A 17,628-nucleotide genomic window follows, 5' to 3' on the forward strand; every position below is an offset into this window, starting at 1 on the left:
GGCGCTACGGTCGGGGCATGGCCACCCGTCCGACCCCGACCCACCTCGGCGACGCCGACGTCGCCAGCGTCGCGGCGCTGGTGGCCGAGCCGGCGCGGGCCCGGATCCTGTTCGCGCTCGGCGACGGCCGGGCGTTGGCGGCGAGCGTGCTGGCCGCCGAGGCGGGGGTCGCGCCGTCGACCGCCTCGACCCACCTGGCGCGGCTGGTCGAGGGCGGACTGCTGACCGTCCTGCCCCAGGGCCGCCACCGCTACTACCGGCTGGCCGGTCCCGAGGTCGGCGCGCTGCTGGAGGCGCTGGCGCGGGTCGCCCCGCCGGCCCCGGTGCGGTCGCTGCGGCAGGGCACGCGGGCGGCCGCCGTTCGCCGCGGACGGACCTGCTACGACCACCTGGCGGGGCGGCTCGGGGTGGCGCTGTTCGCCGCCCTGCTAGACGCTGGCCACGTCGTCGGCGGTGACGGCCGCCACGATCCGGCGACGGCCGACCGCGACCGGCTGTCGGCCCCCGGCCACGACCGCGACTACCGGCTGACCGCGGGCGGGATCGACGCGCTCGACCGGCTCGGCGTCGTCCTGCCCGCCGCCGCGGCCGACGGGACGGTCGCGCTCCGCTACTGCGTCGACTGGAGCGAGCAGCGTCACCACCTGGCCGGTCCGGTCGGCCGGGCGCTCGCCGACCGGCTCTTCGAGCGCGGTTGGCTGCGACGGACGCCCGCCGGCCGCGCCGTCCAGGTCAGCGACGCCGGCCGCCGCGGGCTGGCCGGGCTCGGCGTCCGGCTCGGCGGCGAGGGCTAGCCGCCGTAGCGGTTGGTGATCGGCAGCCGCCGGTCGCGGCCGAGCGCGCGGGGGGTGATCTTGACCCCGGGCGGCGACTGGCGGCGCTTGTACTCGGCCAGGTCGACCAGCCGGATCACCCGCTCGACGTCGGCCGCGGGCAGGCCGCGCTCGATCAGCTGGTCGCGGCCGAGGTCGAGCTCGACGTAGCCCTCGAGGATCCGGTCGAGGACGTCGTAGGGCGGCAGCGACTGGTCGTCGCGCTGGTCGGGGCGCAGCTCGGCCGACGGCGGCCGCTCGACGATCGAGGCCAGCACGTCGTGGCCGTCGGGCCCGGTCCAGGCGCCCTCGCCGCCCGAGCGGCGGCGGTGCTCGACCAGCGCGTAGACCAGCGTCTTCGGGCAGTCCTTGATCACCGCGAAGCCGCCGGCGCTGTCGCCGTAGAGGGTCGAGTAGCCGACCGACATCTCGCTCTTGTTGCCGGTCGTCAGCACCAGCCAGCCGTGCTTGTTGGAGAGCGCCATCAGCAGGTTGCCGCGGATCCGGGCCTGCAGGTTCTCCTCGGTCAGGTCCTTCTCGAGGCCGGCGAACGGCTCGGCCAGGATCTGGTCGTAGGCCTCCATCGCGGGCCGGATCCCCAGCCGCATCCGCTGCACCCCGACGGCGTCGGCCAGCCGGTCGGCGTCCGACTGGGTGCCCTCGGAGGAGTAGGGCGACGGCATCACGATCGCCCGCACGCGGTCGGCGCCGAGCGCGTCGATCGCGACCAGCAGCACCAGCGTCGAGTCGATCCCGCCCGAGAGCCCGAGCACGACCGTCGAGAAGCCGTTCTTGGCCACGTAGTCCTTGGTCGCCAGCACCAGCGCGGCGTAGACCTCGGCGATCGGGTCGAGCGGCGGGAACAGCTCGCCGTCGCCGTGCGGGCTCTCGTCCTGCGGATGGCCGTGGCGGGGGACGGCGCGGGTCGGCGGGTGGTCGGCGGCCGCGGTGGTGATCGTGGCCAGCGTGCGGGTGGCCGGCAGCAGCGCGGCGCGGCGATCGGCCAGCCGCGCACGGGGGTCGCGCAAGCGGGCGGCGCCGGCGGCGGCCGGATCGACGTCGCAGACCAGCAGGTCCTCGGCGAACTGGGCCGCGCGGCCGACCGGACGGCCCTCGTGGTCGAGGATCACCGAGTGACCGTCGAAGACCAGCTCGTCCTGGCCGCCGACCTGGTTGCAGAGCGCGACGACGGCGACGTGGTCACGGGCGCGCTGGGCCAGCATCCGCTCGCGCTGGTGGCCCTTGCCGCGGTGGTAGGGCGAGGCCGAGGTGTTGAGGATCACCGTCGCGCCGTCGGCGGCGGCCGCGGCGGCCGGGCCGTCCGGCAGCCACAGGTCCTCGCAGATCGTGACCGCGACCCGCACGCCGTCGACCTCGACGATCCCCGCCTCGTGGCCGGCGCCGAAGTAGCGGTACTCGTCGAAGACGCCGTAGTTGGGCAGCCGGACCTTGCGGACGACGCCCTGGACGGCGCCGTCGGCCACGATCGCGGCCGAGTTGTAGACCGCGTCGCCGCCGCGCTCGGGGAAGCCGACGATCGCCACCAGGCCGGTGGTGGCCGCGGCGACCTCGTCGAGCGCCGCGCGGGCGTCGTCCAGGAAGTGCTGCTTGAAGAGCAGGTCCTCGGGCGGATAGCCGGTGATCGTCAGCTCCGGCAGGACGGCGATCGCCGCTCCCGCCTCGCGTGCGCGGCCAATCGCGTCGATCGAGGCGCGGGCGTTGCCGGACAGGTCGCCGACGACGAGGTCGAGCTGGGCCAGGGCGATCCGCATCGCCGTCCACGGTACCGGTCGCCCGGGCCGGTCAGCCGCCGAGGCCGTCGGCCAGGAAGGTCCGCAGGGCCGGATCGGCGGCGCTCTCGACGGTCGTCCGCCGGGAGCCGACGCGGGCCACGATCGCCGACGCGTCGCGGTCGACGAGCACCACCACCGCCTGGCCGGCGGCGCGGATCGCGGCGGTGTCGGGCGCGCCGAGGTCGGCGGCCAGCTGGCGGACCTGGCGGGCCTGGTCGCGGTCGCGGACGGTGACGACGGCGTTGCCGGCCCGCAGCAGCGCGGTGGGTCCGCCGCCGGCGGGCGGGCCGTTCGGCGGCGAGCCGGCGACCGTGCCGGTGGCGGTCGGGCCGGGGGCGTCCGTGGCGGAGTCGTCCTGGACGGCCAGCCGCAGGATCGCGAACGAGAGCGCCAGGGCCAGCACCAGCACGACGACCCAGCGCAGGACCCGGAGCGGCAGCGGCGGTTCGCGCACGGGTGGGATTGAACCTCACCGCTCGGATCCCCGCGGCGCCCGTCCCGACCGACCGATTCGCGGTGGCGCGTTGGCGTTGGTCTGGCGTATCGGTACCGTAGGGGGGCCGTGTGCCCGTCCGGGGACCGGCCGAGCCCGCCGATGGACCTCCGCGACCCCCACCTCTTCGCCCGCCTCTACGCCGAGCACGCGCCCGCCGCGGCGACGGCGGCGTCGGCGGTGCTGGGGCCGGCCGGACGCCGGACCGAGGTCGAGGACGTGGTCCACGACGTCTTCCTGCGGCTCTGGCGCGAGCCGGCGCGGTTCGACGCCGACCGCGGCTCGCTGGCCACCTACGTGCGGATGATGGCCCGCTCGCGGGCGCTCGACCTGCTGCGCCACGCCCAGGCGGGAGCGCGGGCGGGGGAGCGGGTCGGGCAGCTGACGGTCCGCCGCGACCCGGTCGACGCGACGGTCACCGAGGCCGAGCGGCGGGCGGCGCGGGCGGCGCTGCTGCAGGCGATGGCGAACCTGCCGCAGCCCCAGCGCGAGGCGATCTGGCTGGCCTGCTGGGGCGACCTGACGGCGGGCGAGATCGCCAGCCGCGAGGGCGTGCCGCTGGGGACGGTCAAGGGCCGGCTGCGGCTGGGCCTGGCGCGGCTGCGGACGGAGCTGGAGACCTCCGACGTGGCCGCCGGCCTTATCGCGGCGCTGTCGTCGATGCTCTGAGCGGCACCCGCCCGCCCGCTGTCTACATCGTCAACGCGAACGTACGTGCGCCTGTGTGCGCGATCGCACGGGCGCGGCCGTGAGGACACCGTACGGTTAGCGGACCGTTCACCGACGCCGAGTCGGCACGCGTCCGTGCGTGCCGAGCGGGGGAACCACTTGCCGGACCGGCCTCTGACCCGAGGCCCGGACCGGCCGGGGCGAATCGGACGCTGCTGCGTCCGTAGCGCCCGCCGAAGGACGAATCACGACGTCCGTCGGCGGCTGCGAGCCCGTCAGCTCACCTCGTAGGCGCCTGACAAGGAGACACGTTCCGTGACCCGTCACGCGTTCGTCACGCCGCATCGCGCTGCCCTGGCAGCGGGCGCGGCGCTGGCCCTGACCGCCACGTCGCCCGCGATCGCCGCGGCCCCTGCCGCCACGGCGGAGCCTGCGCCTTCAAGCGACCCGGCGGCCGCGATCCCCGCCGCCGCGCCGGCCCGTCCGGCGCCGAAGCGCTTCGTCGCCAAGATCCGCATGAGCCGCGAGCGCGGTGCCGTCCGCGTCGGCCAGGACGCCAGCTACGCCGGCCGCGTCGCCGGCGCCCCGCGCGACCTCCGCGTGCGGCTGGAGCTGCGCCGCGACGGCCGCTGGCGGACCGTCGACCGCGACGTCGTCAGCCGCGGCGGCCGCTTCCACCTGGAGGCCGACGTCAACCGGACCGGCTACGCGCTGGCCCGCGTGCGGGTGGTCAACAGCTCGACCGTGAAGGGCGACAGCGAGCGCGTGGCGCGCGTCCACGGCTTCCGGGCCGCCTACGCGTCGTACTACGGGCCGGGCCTCTACGGCGGCGCGCTGGCCTGCGGCGGGCGCCTGAGCCCGGGCACGATCGGCGTCGCCCACAAGACGCTGCCGTGCGGCACGCGGCTGACCTTCCGGGTCGGCAACCGCCAGGTGCGGGCGCGCGTGATCGACCGCGGCCCCTACGTCGGCGGCCGCGAGTTCGACCTGACCTCCGCGACCCGCAACGCGCTGGGCTTCGGCGACGTCGGGACCGTTCTCGTCGACCGTTAGGTCCAGCAGGGCGACCGCGGGCCGGGCGAACAGGTGTTCGCGCCGGTCCGCGGCGTACTCTCCCTCGTGGTGGTCCGCGGTCGCCCCGAGCCCTTGATGCTCCTGCCCGCCGACGCCGTGCCGCGGGGGCGGCCGGCGGCGGTCGAGCAGGTCGTTCGCGCGCCGCCGGCCGAGGAGCCGGCGGGGGAGGCCCCTGCGGCCGCGTCAGCGCCGGCCGTCGCACCGTCGGCGGTGCCGCCCGAGCCCGATCCGCCCGACCGCTGCGTCGGGCACCTGGACTGCGACGCGTTCTTCGCCGCGGTCGAGCTGCTGCGGCGGCCCGAGCTGCGCGGCAAACCGGTGATCGTGGCCTACGACGGTCCGCGGTCGGTGGTCACCACGGCGACCTACGAGGCGCGACGCCACGGCGTCGGGTCGGCGATGCCGCTGGTGACGGCGCGGCGGCGGTGCCCGGAGGCGATCCTCGTCCCGCCCGATCGCGAGGCCTACAGCGAGGCATCGGAGCGGGTGATGGCGATCATCCGCGACGAGGTCGAGGTGGTCGAGCAGATGAGCCTCGACGAGGCCTACGTCGACCTCAGCGGCATGCTGGCCCCGCGGGCGGCGATGCGGCGGCTGGTGGCCCGGATCAAGGCCGAGACCCAGCTCGACGTCTCGGTCGGGATCGGGCCGAACAAGCTGGTGGCCAAGCTCGCCTCGGACGCCGAGAAGCCGCGCGGCTTCGTCGTCCTCGACCGGCGCGAGGCGTGGCGACGGTGGGCGGGCGAGTCGCCGGGGCTGCTGCCGGGAATCGGCCCCAAGACCGCGATCGACCTGGAGCGGCGCGGCGTCGACACGATCCGGGCCCTCTCCGGGATCACGGAGGAGGAGCTGTCGGCCTGGTACGGCCCGCGGACGGGCCCGTGGCTCTGGCGCCGCTGCCGCTTCGACGATCGCGAGCCGGTGGTGGCGGTCCGCGAGCCGGTCTCCGAGAGCCGCGAGACCACGTTCTCGATCGACCTCGACGACCCGGACGACCTGGAGCGCGAGCTCCGCCGCCTGGCCCTCGACCTGGGCGAGGCCCTCGAGCGCCAGGGCCGCCGCAGCCGCACGATCGGCATCAAGGTCCGCCTGGCCGACTTCACCACCGTCACCCGCTCCCGCACCGTCCCGGCTGCGATCGACGACCCCGAGCTGGTCGCCGAGATCGCCACCGGCCTGCTGCTCGAGTACGCCCCGCCCCAGCCCGTCCGCCTGCTCGGCGTCCGCGCCGCCGGCCTCGAGCTGACCGACGGCCCGGGCGCGCAGCTGGTGCTGCCACTGGAGGCGGGGCGGGAGGGCAGTCGATCGGCCTGACGCCGTACACGAGTTGGCTGCGGTACGCAACCGTCGGCGGGTAGACCATTCGTCGTGGTGGGCGTGGCTCTGGGACACGACGGTCGTCGAGTTGGAGCCCCCGGGCCGGTCGCGCGAGCCGGGCCGCGTCCGAGAATCACGCGCTGCGGCCTGGCGTTTGGCGGCTGGACGACATCGTGGACGGACGTTCGTCCCCGTCTTGACGCTCGCCGCTGTGTACGGCAGCCTCCCGCGTCACGGAGCGGCGCCGGGTGGCGTTCGCCCGGCCGAAGGAGCGGGACATGCGTGGGCGCTGGTGGGGGAGACAGGGTCGGGGAACGACCACGGAACGCGGGCGCTCATGGGCCGTCCTGGTGGCCGTCGCCGCGATGCTGCTCGCCCTCGGCGGGGGCGTCTCGCTCGCCGCCGACGGCGGCGAGGATCGCGACCGCGAGAGCGACGAGGCGTTCCGCCAATCGCTCGCGGAGCAGGCGAAGCGGCTTCCGCGATCCAAGGCCGAGCTGCCGCAGCGTTCGAGCCGCGCGGTCCGCGAGCAGTCGCGCCGCGCCTACCGTGGCCACCACAGCGCCAAGCAGTCCCGGTCGCTCCTGCGACGGACGACGCCGCACCTCGCGTCGCCCGAGAGCGACGTGCCGCCGGCATCGCGGGTTTCGGGCGTCCTCAGCCCGGGCGCGGCCCGGATCGAGGACGAGGACGGCAAGCCCCTCGGGACCGTCGTCGCCAGCCAGCCGCTGGCGGTCCCGAGCGGACGGGGAGGCCGGTTGCAGCTCGCGGACACCCGCTGGCGGGAGCCGGACGAGGCCGAGGGCCGGATCGAGATCCGCCGCGCCGCCCTTCCGGTCTCCGTCGGGCATCGCGCAGCCGACCCGCTGCAGGTCGGCCCCCTGCGCATCGGCGTGGCGCCAGCGGGCGACGCAGCCCGGACATCGATCGCGGACGTCGGCGACCAGGTCGTGACCTATCCCAATGCCGGCCCAGACCTCGATGTCTTCGTCCGGTCGACGACGGTCGGCGTCCAAGTCGGCTGGCAGCTACGGTCGCCGGCCGCGCCAGAGACGATCGAGCTGGACGTCGACCTGCCGACGGGCGGCAAGCTCGTGCAGCTCGAGGGCGACGGCGTCTCGGTGGTCGGGCGGGACGGCACGCAGTTGGGCGGGCTCTCACCGGTCGCCGCGGTCGACGCCGACGGGGTGAGCGTGCCGGCACGCCTCGACGTGGTCGGCGACGATCGCCTGCGCCTGCTGATCGACCATCGCGACGGCGACTACCGCTACGGGATCGTCGCCGACCCGATCATCTTCGGGAACTGGAACTCGGGCGAGACGAAGACCTTCAACTTCTGGCAGGAGCAGTGGAGCCGCTCCAACGTCGGATTCGGCCTGGTGAAGCGCCCGGCAGCGCCGGGAACGACGCCGACCAACCAGGACAACCTGGCCGGCCTCTGGATCATCGGTTCGGGTGGATCGTCGACCGTCGTCCAGGACTACGCGATGTTCTACGCGGTCGGACCAGGCGACACCAGCGCCTCGCCGAGCGCCCGCGCGTGGATCTGGCGGATGGACGCCGCCGGACTCAACTACACGCTGCTGGGTGGCAACGGCTGGCAGGACCCCGGGCCAGCGATCGGGATGCAGATGCCGAACGGTGCGTGGGACACCCGCGCTCACTGGCGGTACGTGCTGCCGAACGGGACGCCCGGCGGTATCGAGCAGGCGGAGAACGGAACGCCGTCGATCTTCATGGCGGCGAACACCTTCAACGTCCACCAGCGGCACTACCTCGGGGCCAACAGCGCCGACGCCAGCGGCAACGCGACGCCGGACAACCGCGTCGGGATCTCGATGGTCGACTGGGGCTATCAGGGCTCCGGTGCGCGTCCGACGACGTCGCTCCAGACGACCTGGACCGCGCTCTACGTCAACGACGCCACCGATCCGGCCTTCACCACCGCGGTCCAGTCCACGCCGTGGCTCGACCAGACGGCAGGCACCGTCCAGGTCGGCGGCGACGATCGCGGCACGGGGGTCTACCAGGCCCGCCTGGAGACCACCGCCGGTGCGGCCTTGGGCAACCCCGCGACGGCCGACTGCCCGACCTCGGGCCGCGAGCTCTGCCCGTTCACGACCACGCTCAACGTTCCGGTGGACGGGGCGCCGACGGGCAAGACGACGCAGCGCGTACGGATCTACGACGGCGGTACCCGCTCGGCCACCCAGTCGATCACGCTGCGCGTCGACGCGGACAAGCCGGCCGTCGAGCGCGATCCGGGGCAGGTGACGAACGGGAACCCGAACCCCGTGCTGCCGGACTCCAGCGACGTGAACCGCCGCACGATCAACGTCAAGGCCACCGACGGGACGTCGGGCGTCAAGACGGTGACTGCCAAGGTCGACGGACAGGCCGTCGCCGTGCCCCAGCCGTCGCCGTGCACGCTCGACGACTGCGCGAAGACCTTCGTGGCCAAGGTCCCCGCCGCGGCTCTCTCGACAGGCCTGCATCGCGTCGAGGTGACCGTCGCCGACCAGGTCGCGAGCAGCGATCCGGCCGTGATCGCCCGTCACACGGCGACGACGACGCTCGAGGTCTACGTGATCCAGGAGGACCAGGGGCCGGCCCGCGAGGTCGAGCCCGGGCTGGGCTTCGAGGACTGGAACACCTACGACACGACGCCGACGGGCGCGGGCAGCAACCACCGGGTGAACCTGGCGACCGGCAACAGCGTCTGGTCGGTGACCCCGGTGCAGAACCCGGGGGTCGGGCTCAACACGGTGCTGCGGCTGACCTACAACTCGCACGAGCCGGCGAGCGTGCTGCCGGGTCTGCTCGGGGCGAACGGGGTCTTCGGCTACGGCGCGGCCGGTCGCGGCTTCAGCGTCCAGCTGGGGTCGATCACGCGGCTGAACGAGCCGCTGGAGATCAACGGCATCGGCGGAGCTCCGCTGCTGCTGTCGCAGTCGGCGGACGACGCCACCCGGATCGTGCTGACCGACGGCGACGGAACCCGCCACGTGTTCCCGCGCGACACTGGCAAGCCCGGCGTCCGCTTCAGCCACCCACCGGGGGTCTACCTGCAGCTGCGCCGCTTCACCAGCGACGCGAACAGCCCGCGGTTCTGGGCGGCGACTCGTCCGGACGGGACGACCTTCTTCTTCTACCGCGACGGCCGCGCCAGCGAGGTCGAGGACCGGCACCACAACGTGCTGCGGCTGATCTACGAGCCGCGGCCGACGTCGCTGCCGTCGGCGTTGCGGCCGGGCTGCGGGCAGACGCTGGTCTGCACCCAGCGGGTCAAGGAGATCGTCGACGCGGCGGCGATCGACGCCACCGGACTGGTCGGCGGCCCGACGGCCGAGTCGCGCAAGTGGATCCTGAGCTACGACGACCAGAACGACGAGCCGTACCGGCTGATCAAGGTCGAGGACCGCAAGCGGATCGGCGGCGAGCGGCGGATCACGCGGCTGGGCTACGACACCGCCGGCAATCGCCTGACGTCGCTGACCGTCGCCGACAACCCGTCGTCGAACGGCCCGAAGCGCGGCTGGACCTTCGGCTACAAGGACTCCAGCAGCTACCTGGAGCGGGTCACCGATCCGCGGGGCAACGACACCACCATCAGCTACTCGGCCCCGCGCGCCAGCGCGCTGCCGCTGCTGGATCCGCTGTTGCAGCCGCTGCTGGGCTGGGTCGGGCTGGTGCAGGACTTCCGCACGGTCACGTCGGTCGAGGACCGTTCCTCCGATCGGCAGCTGCCGACGGAGCAACGCCGTATCACGACCTACCGCCTGGACGATCCCCGGACCGAGAACGTGGGCGGGCAGAACGTCACGCGACGGACGGCGTGGGTGCGCAACGCCCGCAAGGTCGTCGACAAGGTGACCGTCGACGGGTCGGGCCGGATGATCGAGATGGTCCAGGGCGCCAACGATCCGACCACGACCGACGAGCTGACCGAGGACGGGTCGCGGACGACGCTGCAGGGCTGGACGGACCAGAACGAGGTCGCGTTCTCGACGATCGGCGCCGGCGTCGCGCCGGTGACGACGGAGTACGCGTGGGACGAAACCCGCAACCTCGGGCAGCTGCTGAGCGAGACCGAGCACGCCGGCGTCGCCGGCGCCACGGGCGGCGAGCGGCGCAGTCGGTCGTGGACGTACCGCACCCACGCGGGAACGGTTCTCGGCGAGGGCGACGCTGGCGGGTCGTTCGTCTACGACACGACGTCGGAGACCGATCGCCGTGGCAAGACCACCACCTACGGCTACGCCGCGGCGTCCGACAACGGTGACGTGATCTCGATCACGCGGCCGGAGAACGGCTTCGAGCAGTTCGAGTACACGCCGCGTGGCCTGGTGAAGAAGCACGTCACGACGGTCTGGAGCGGCACCAAGCCGACCTTCAACAGCACCGAGCAGAACACGGTCGAGGAGTCGTGGGACGAGTTCGACGCCAACGGCGACCCGCGCGAGCACCGGGACGAGGAGGACAAGTCCTGGACCACGCGCCGGGACGAGGTCGGCAACACGATCTCGCTGGCCGATCCGCGGGCGACGCAGCGGGCCTGGGCCGACCCGGCGGCTCCCCCGGAGCAGGCGGCCGGCGGCTCGACCGATCCGGTGGCCGCGATCGGCGGTACGCCGCGCGACGACGCACGCGGCACCGGTCCGGCCTACATGGCGCGCTGGACCTACGACGCGCTCGATCGCCAGGTCGTGGCCGTGGTGCCGAAGCGCTCGACCGCGACCGAGAAGGACGAGCACGGTGACGACAAGCCGGTGGCCGACCGGTTCCGGGTCACCGCGACCACCTTCGACCTCAACGACAACCCGACCCGGCGCCGCGACGGCGAGGGGCACGTCTCGGAGAGCACCTACACCAAGACCGATCGGGTGGAGGAGGAGCGCAGCGAGGCGGTCGCCCACCGGTCGGCGACCGAGCCCGACGACAGCGACGACCTCGAGGCCCCGGCTCGCGAGGTGACGCGCTACCGCTACGACCCGGTCGACAACCCGATCGTGCGGGCCGATCCGCTGGGGGGCCTCGATCAGCCCGGTCACCGGACGCGCTGGCTCTACAACGCGTTCGACGAGCCGACGGTCCAGAGCCGTGATTCCGCGCAGGATCTCGACCGATCGGCGACGGCGACCTACAAGAAGGTCACGACGTCCCGGGCCTACGACGTGCGCGGCAACGTCGTGGCGGAGGCGGACGCGAACACCAACGGCGAGCTGGACCTTCAGCAGGCTGCGGCGAAGGCCAAGGTGTCGGCGGCGCAGCGGTGGCTCTACGTCTACGACGCCTTCGATCGCGTCGTCGACGCGACCGAGAACCCGGTGATCGACACGGGGGAGCAGAGCGACACCGTCGGCTTGAACACGCACTACGAGTACGACGAGGAGGACCACCTCCGGGCCAAGACCACCCCGGCGGGGCGGCGGACGGAGTACCGCTACGACGACGCGGGTCGTCTGACGCGGCGGATCGATCCGTTCAGCGCTCCCGGTCAGGGCACGCTGACGGCCGAGACGTCGTACGACCGGCGTGCCGATGGCGAGGTCTACGCGATCACCTCGCCGCGCGGCAACGACGGCGCGGGCGCCAACGGCTTCAAGACCCGGCTCTCGTACTGGAGGACCGGTGAGCTGAAGGCCCGGGGCCTGCCGCGCCGCGACGATCAGTACGGGCCGGAGTGGAAGGTCCAGTACCAGATCAACGCCGTCGGCGATCCCGAGACGATCACCGACGCTCGCGGCAAGACCTTCACCAACGAGTTCCTCGACACCGGCGAGCTGTCCGGTTCGAAGCGGCCGTCGTGGTGGATCTACGACGAGCAGGACGGCCGGATCCGCGAGCGGACCGACGACGACCCGCGCCCGAAGGCGCAGACGGCCGATCAGCTGCCGGACGACAGCGTCGGCGGGGACTTCGGCAGCGTCGAGCCCCAGAGCCTGCCGGACGTGGTGCCGGCCGCGGGCGACACCGGCTTCTACTACGACGACGAGCTGCGCCTGACGCGCGTGACCTCGCAGGGCGACGCCGCCGGCGACCACGTCAGCCAGGACTTCCTCTACGACGGCGTCGGACGGCTGGTCGAGCGGAAGATCCCCTTCGACGCGGGCTCGACCATCTCGTTGCGTTCGCAGTACGACCGCAACGGCAACCTCGCCGCCACGATCGACGGCAGGAACCAGATCACCGTCCATCGCTACGACGCCTTCGACCGCCCGTCGTCGACGACGGCCCCGCCGAACTGCGCGCCGACGCCGGCGCCGTGCGTGCGGCCCACGAGCAGCAGCGACCGCGACCCGAACGGGAACGTCTGGCGCGAGGTCACGCCGGCCAAGGACGACGGGTTCAACGTCGACGGCGATGGCACGACCGGGAAGACGACGCGGACCTTCGACGCGGTCGATCGGGTGCGGGTGACGGTCGATCCCGCGAACGCGAGGACCGAGCAGGCCTACGACCGCGACGGCCTGGTGTCCACGCTGTGGCGGCCGCAGGCCTTCCTCGCCGGCCACGCCAAGGACGACTACCGCACCCGCTACGAGCACGACGGAGCCGGTCGGGTCACCAAGGAGACGAGCACCGTCACGCAGCCGGGCGGCTCGACGGCCGAGAACGTCGTGACCGACACGACCTACGACCGCAACGGCAACGTGACCAAGGTGGTCGCCCCGGAGGCCGGGGCCGCGCCGGGCGCGACGCCGAAGCGGCGCGTCCAGGAGCGCGAGTACGACGGCCGCGACCTGCCGTGGGTGCAGACGATCGGCGTCTACGACAGCGATCCGCAGCAGAACGAGGCGCGGACGACGATCACGGAGTTCGACGGCAACGGCTGGTTGCGCCGCACGATCCGGCCGGCTGGGGTCAAGCGCGAGAACGGCCGCTTCCAGGAGCGCGTCAGCGACCCGCAGACCGATCTGGACGCGTCGCCCGACTCCGGCGAGATCGGCCGCAACGCCGAGGTGCTGCGGTACACGAACGACGGCCTGCTCGAGGTCCGTCACCTGCCGTGGGGCAACGGTGACGGCGAGGTCGGCGACAACGATCGCAAGCGGTGGCGGCAGCGCTTCGAGTACACCCAGCGCGGTCTGCTGCGGCGGGTCACGGGGATCTACGACGACGGCAACGGGTCCGGCAACCCGGACCACGACACCACCGTCACGAACAACGCGGCGGGTTGGGTGAAGCAGACCGTCAGCCAGGACATCGGCGGCACCGGATCCTCCGAGGCGGTGACGATGAACTACGGCTACGACGAGCAGGGCAACCAGACGTCGTGGGGATCCGGCACCAGGACCGTCACGCGCAAGTTCCATCCCTCCGGGCTGTTGGCCAAGCGCTGCGGCACGCGCCGCTTCGGTTCGGGGGCGAACGAGACGGTCGAGGAGCAGGTCTACTCCTACCGCTACGACCAGTCCGGCGGCCTGCGACGCCTGGTCGACTGGTCCCACGGCACGATCGACGACCCGAACGCGGCCCGGTGCGCCGAGGCCGACATGAGCGAGGGTCCGGAGGATCCGAACATCGGCCCGCGGACGACCGCGATCACCCGCGACCGCGCGGGCCGGCCGCTGCGGGTCAACGAGACCTGGAGCGCGGGCAAGGACACGGTCTACGACTACGTCGACGAGACGCCGAACCTGATCGACTCGGTGAAGACCGACGGCCGGCTCTCGGGGCTCAGCTACCTCGGCGGCACCCGCACGCGCTACGGCTACGACGAGCTGGATCGCAACACCAAGGTGTCGGTCTGGACCGACAGCGCCGACACCGGCCCCGCGGACCGCGAGACCGGGCTGCGCTGGTGGCCGTCGGGCGATCGCAAGCAGACGATCAAGGCCAAGACGTCCGGTGGGCAGAGCACGAGCGAGAAGCGCTACTACGACACGGCGGGGCTGATCACCAGGCGCGACGTCTCGGCCGCGGACGGCAACGACGATCGCCACACGTCCTACAGCTACGACGTCAACGGCAACCGGACGCACGACGAGCGCGGCACCAACACCTACAACGCCCGCGATCAGCTGACGAAGTGGGTGCGGGACCGAAAGGGCTCGGGCGCCCCGACCGAGAAGGATCCGGCGAAGCAGATCGACTACACCGTCGATGGCTCCGGTCGCCAGACCCGGGTCGTCCAGGAGATCAAGATCGACGAGGCAGGCGACAGCTACGGCACGATCACGACCCAGGTCGAGACCGACAACGACTACTTCGGCGACCGGATCACCCGGGCGCGGCAGACGATCTCGGTGACCGACGTCGAGGGTGGAACGGCTCCCGGCCCGAAGCACCAGACGGACTGCTTCGACTACAACAAGATGGGCTCGCAGATCGTCCAGATCCGCAAGTCCCAGGCCGATCAGACCTGCCCCGGGACGATCGCCGCCGGCGGCGGCTGGCGAACGGAGACGCAGAACACCTACGACACGTTCGAGCGGCTGGTGGCGTCGCGCAAGCGGGAGCACGGAGACGCGCAGGGCACCGACGAGGGGACGCTGCCGAAGAACCAGGCGTACTGCTACGACGCGCTGGATCGTCGCGACAAGCGCCTGACGGGGCTGGCGACGACGGAGGAGCCGGACGACGGTGAGGAGCAGGTCTCGGCGTTCCAGAAGGCGCGGCGGGCGTGCACGTTGTCGCCGTCGAGCCAGCCGGAGGGCCTGAAGACCTACGACTACAGCTACCTGGGGCTGTCGAAGCAGCTGACGCGGGAGGCGAAGCCCGACAGCAGGGTGCAGACCTACGAGTACACGGCGTCGGGTGAGCGGCTGGGGCGTCTGAAGCGGGTCGGGACGGGGAGCCCGGAGTGGCGCTCCTACGAGACCGACGCGCAGGGCAGCGTGGTCGGTCTGGAGGATCCGGCGAGCGGTCGGGTCGTGACCGACGATCGCTACGACACCGATCCGTACGGGGAGTTGGTCAAGCCTGAGGAGGCGCTCGATACGGAGGCCGAGGCGAATCCGTTCCGGTTCCAGGGCTTCTACCGCGACGAGAACACGGGTCTCTACGACATGCAGGCCCGGACCTACGACCCGTCGCAGGGTCGGTTCCTGCAGCAGGACCGCTTCGCCGATCCCTCGGCGGACCTGTACCTGGCGGCCGACCCGTTCACGTCGTCGCGCTACGCGTTCACGGCAGCGAACCCGGCGACGCGGGCGGAGTACGACGGGCACGTCAGGAACTGCGACGGCGATTCGGCCTGTATCGAGCAGCAGCGGCTGGCGAACTACAACCAGGGGCGTCGCAGCGGCGGCGGAACCGCTCCCGCTTCGACGGTCAACCAGGAACGGGCCGTGCTGGCGGTTGTCGCGATCAGCGGCATCGGTCAGAGGATCCTGCCGCCCCCGCCGCCACCAGCAACGGCCGCGGCGACGACGGCTTCAGGTCAGCCGAACTGTGGGGATCTCGGTCCGTTCAACCGAGAGTCCTGTCGCAGCGGGCCGTCGCCGGCGTCGAAGGGGCTGAAGTGGTTGGGCAACGCGCTCGATGACGGTGCCGAGGCGACGGCTGGTGCTGCCGCGGGTGGCGTGGGTGCGCTCAGTTGCACGCTGACCGGGCAGGCGTTCACGTCCGGCGGTTGCGATCCGTCGGCCACCGAGGCAGCGGTCAAGGGCGGCCTGATGGGGATCTACGGCTTCCTGAAGCCGGATGCCTCTGATGGGATCGTCGGGGCGCTGACGTCGGTCTTCAAGCCCGCGAAGGCGGGGGCGTTCCTCGTCAAGCACATGCCGGATGCGGAGCGGTTCGTCAAGAAGGCGTTGGGCCTCTGTCGCAGCTTCTCCGGCGACACGCTGGTGCTGATGGGCGATGGGTCGCTGAAGCCGATCCGCCAGATCCGCGCCGGCGACATCGTCATCGCGACGGACCCGCGGACCGGGAAGCGTTCCAAGCGACGCGTGACCGGGATCGGCGCGCACGTCGATCGGCTCTACCGACTCGACATCGCCGGTGAGACGTTGCGCTCGACCGAGGACCACCCGTTCTGGAACGCCACCGACCACGCCTGGCAGGACGCCGCTGACCTCGACGCGAGCGACGTGGTCCTCACCGCCGACGGCCGCCTCGTCCCCGTTGGCGGCGGGCTCCGGCCCCTGAGCGGTCAGGACGACGTGGCGTACAACCTCGCCGTCGAGGGCGTCCACACCTACCACGTCGGACGCGCTAGCATTCTCGTGCACAACAGCGGCGCCTGCAGCAACGCCCCAAAGCCCGGAGCAGGCGCGCCGCGTTCGACGCGGTTTGTGACGACGTCGCGAGGGACGACGTTCGACATCCCGCAGGGCTGGGTCGCTCGCGAGGCCGACAACGGCAAGGGCGTCGTCTACCAGCGTCCGGGGGCGACGGGCAACGCCGACATGATCCGGATCATGGAACCGACGGCAAGATACCCGAAGGGCTACTACCGGTACTACAACGAACACGGTCAGCCCCTGAACGCCGCCGGCAAGCCGGGATCCAAGGCCGACACGCACTTCCCGGAAGACTACGCGGGGCCGATGGCGGGATGGCCGCGGTGATGGCCGGGGCGCTCGTTGAGTCGGCAGATCGCTGGCTGGTGCCGATGGCCGGCACGGTCACGCAGTGCCGCCTTGACTACGCGTTCTCGATGGTGATCGCTGACTGCCCCGCGGGAACGTTCGAGGTGCGCATTGAGCATCCGTTCGTTGTCGTCGGGCACGGCGGTGAGGTCGAGCTTGACCCAGAGGGCGAGCCGCAGCAGATGGCCCCGGCGCTGCGTGTGCTGCGCCGCGCGGTCGAGCAAGCGATCGCGTTCAAGGACGGCAGCCTCGAGGTGACGTTCGACGACGGCTCGGTTCTGCGCGTGGCGGTCGACGAGGACTACGAAGCGTGGAACATCGTCGGGCCGAATGGTCTGCGCATCGTGTCGATGCCTGGCGGCGAGCTGGCGATCTGGGGCCGCGAGGACACGTGACGTTGGTCCGGATCGAGCGCCTATACCTCCCGTGGGTACGCCCGTTAGCTCCGCAAGTCCCAGGCCGATCAGACCTGCCCCGGGACGATCGCCGCCGGCGGCGGCTGGCGAACGGAGACGCAGAACACCTACGACACGTTCGAGCGGCTGGTGGCGTCGCGCAAGCGGGAGCACGGAGACGCGCAGGGCACCGACGAGGGGACGCTGCCGAAGAACCAGGCGTACTGCTACGACGCGCTGGATCGTCGCGACAAGCGCCTGACGGGGCTGGCGACGACGGAGGAGCCGGACGACGGTGAGGAGCAGGTCTCGGCGTTCCAGAAGGCGCGGCGGGCGTGCACGTTGTCGCCGTCGAGCCAGCCGGAGGGCCTGAAGACCTACGACTACAGCTACCTGGGGCTGTCGAAGCAGCTGACGCGGGAGGCCAAGCCCGACAGCAGGGTGCAGACCTACGAGTACACGGCGTCGGGTGAGCGGCTGGGGCGTCTGAAGCGGGTCGGGACGGGGAGCCCGGAGTGGCGCTCCTACGAGACCGAC

9 protein-coding genes are annotated in these 17,628 nt (G+C 72.5%); 7 read left to right on the plus strand and 2 right to left on the minus strand.

Going from position 1 to position 17,628, the window contains the following annotated elements:
- The first annotated feature begins 17 nt into the window (after positions 1 to 17).
- The gene (locus SH587_RS15825; RefSeq protein WP_320671604.1) at positions 18 to 794 is read left to right on the plus strand and encodes an ArsR/SmtB family transcription factor; all 777 of its coding nucleotides are present in this window, start codon (positions 18 to 20) and stop codon (positions 792 to 794) included.
- Here SH587_RS15825 and SH587_RS15830 read toward each other — a convergent pair.
- Entirely contained in the window at positions 791 to 2,584 is a 1,794-nt protein-coding gene (locus tag SH587_RS15830) for an NAD+ synthase (RefSeq protein WP_320671605.1), read from the minus strand. The genes SH587_RS15825 and SH587_RS15830 overlap by 4 nt on opposite strands.
- Before the next feature lie 31 nt (positions 2,585 to 2,615).
- On the minus strand, positions 2,616 to 3,059 hold the full coding sequence (locus tag SH587_RS15835) for a hypothetical protein (RefSeq protein WP_320671606.1): 444 nt from the start codon (positions 3,057 to 3,059) through the stop codon (positions 2,616 to 2,618).
- 141 nt (positions 3,060 to 3,200) lie between these two features.
- Between SH587_RS15835 and SH587_RS15840 the strand changes: the two genes are divergently transcribed.
- The 6 genes from SH587_RS15840 to SH587_RS15865 all read left to right on the plus strand — a co-directional run.
- Complete coding sequence (locus SH587_RS15840; RefSeq protein ID WP_320671607.1) at positions 3,201 to 3,767, plus strand: sigma-70 family RNA polymerase sigma factor; 567 nt, start codon at positions 3,201 to 3,203, stop codon at positions 3,765 to 3,767.
- Between the two features lie 516 nt (positions 3,768 to 4,283).
- The gene (locus SH587_RS15845) at positions 4,284 to 4,820 is read left to right on the plus strand and encodes a septal ring lytic transglycosylase RlpA family protein (protein WP_320671608.1); all 537 of its coding nucleotides are present in this window, start codon (positions 4,284 to 4,286) and stop codon (positions 4,818 to 4,820) included.
- 96 nt (positions 4,821 to 4,916) lie between these two features.
- Positions 4,917 to 6,155 (plus strand): DNA polymerase IV, encoded by a 1,239-nt coding sequence (gene dinB / locus SH587_RS15850; protein WP_320671609.1) that lies wholly within the window; start codon positions 4,917 to 4,919, stop codon positions 6,153 to 6,155.
- 353 nt (positions 6,156 to 6,508) lie between these two features.
- Positions 6,509 to 16,675 (plus strand): RHS repeat-associated core domain-containing protein, encoded by a 10,167-nt coding sequence (locus SH587_RS15855; protein ID WP_320671610.1) that lies wholly within the window; start codon positions 6,509 to 6,511, stop codon positions 16,673 to 16,675.
- On the plus strand, positions 16,663 to 17,091 hold the full coding sequence (locus SH587_RS15860) for a DUF6188 family protein (protein WP_320671611.1): 429 nt from the start codon (positions 16,663 to 16,665) through the stop codon (positions 17,089 to 17,091). The genes SH587_RS15855 and SH587_RS15860 overlap by 13 nt, the downstream gene beginning before the upstream one ends.
- A gap of 150 nt (positions 17,092 to 17,241) precedes the next feature.
- The coding region (locus SH587_RS15865) for a hypothetical protein (protein WP_320671612.1) at positions 17,242 to 17,628 on the plus strand (387 nt) is incomplete at its 3' end.

This window comes from Patulibacter defluvii (genome assembly GCF_034096925.1).
Lineage (GTDB): Bacteria > Actinomycetota > Thermoleophilia > Solirubrobacterales > Solirubrobacteraceae > Patulibacter > Patulibacter defluvii.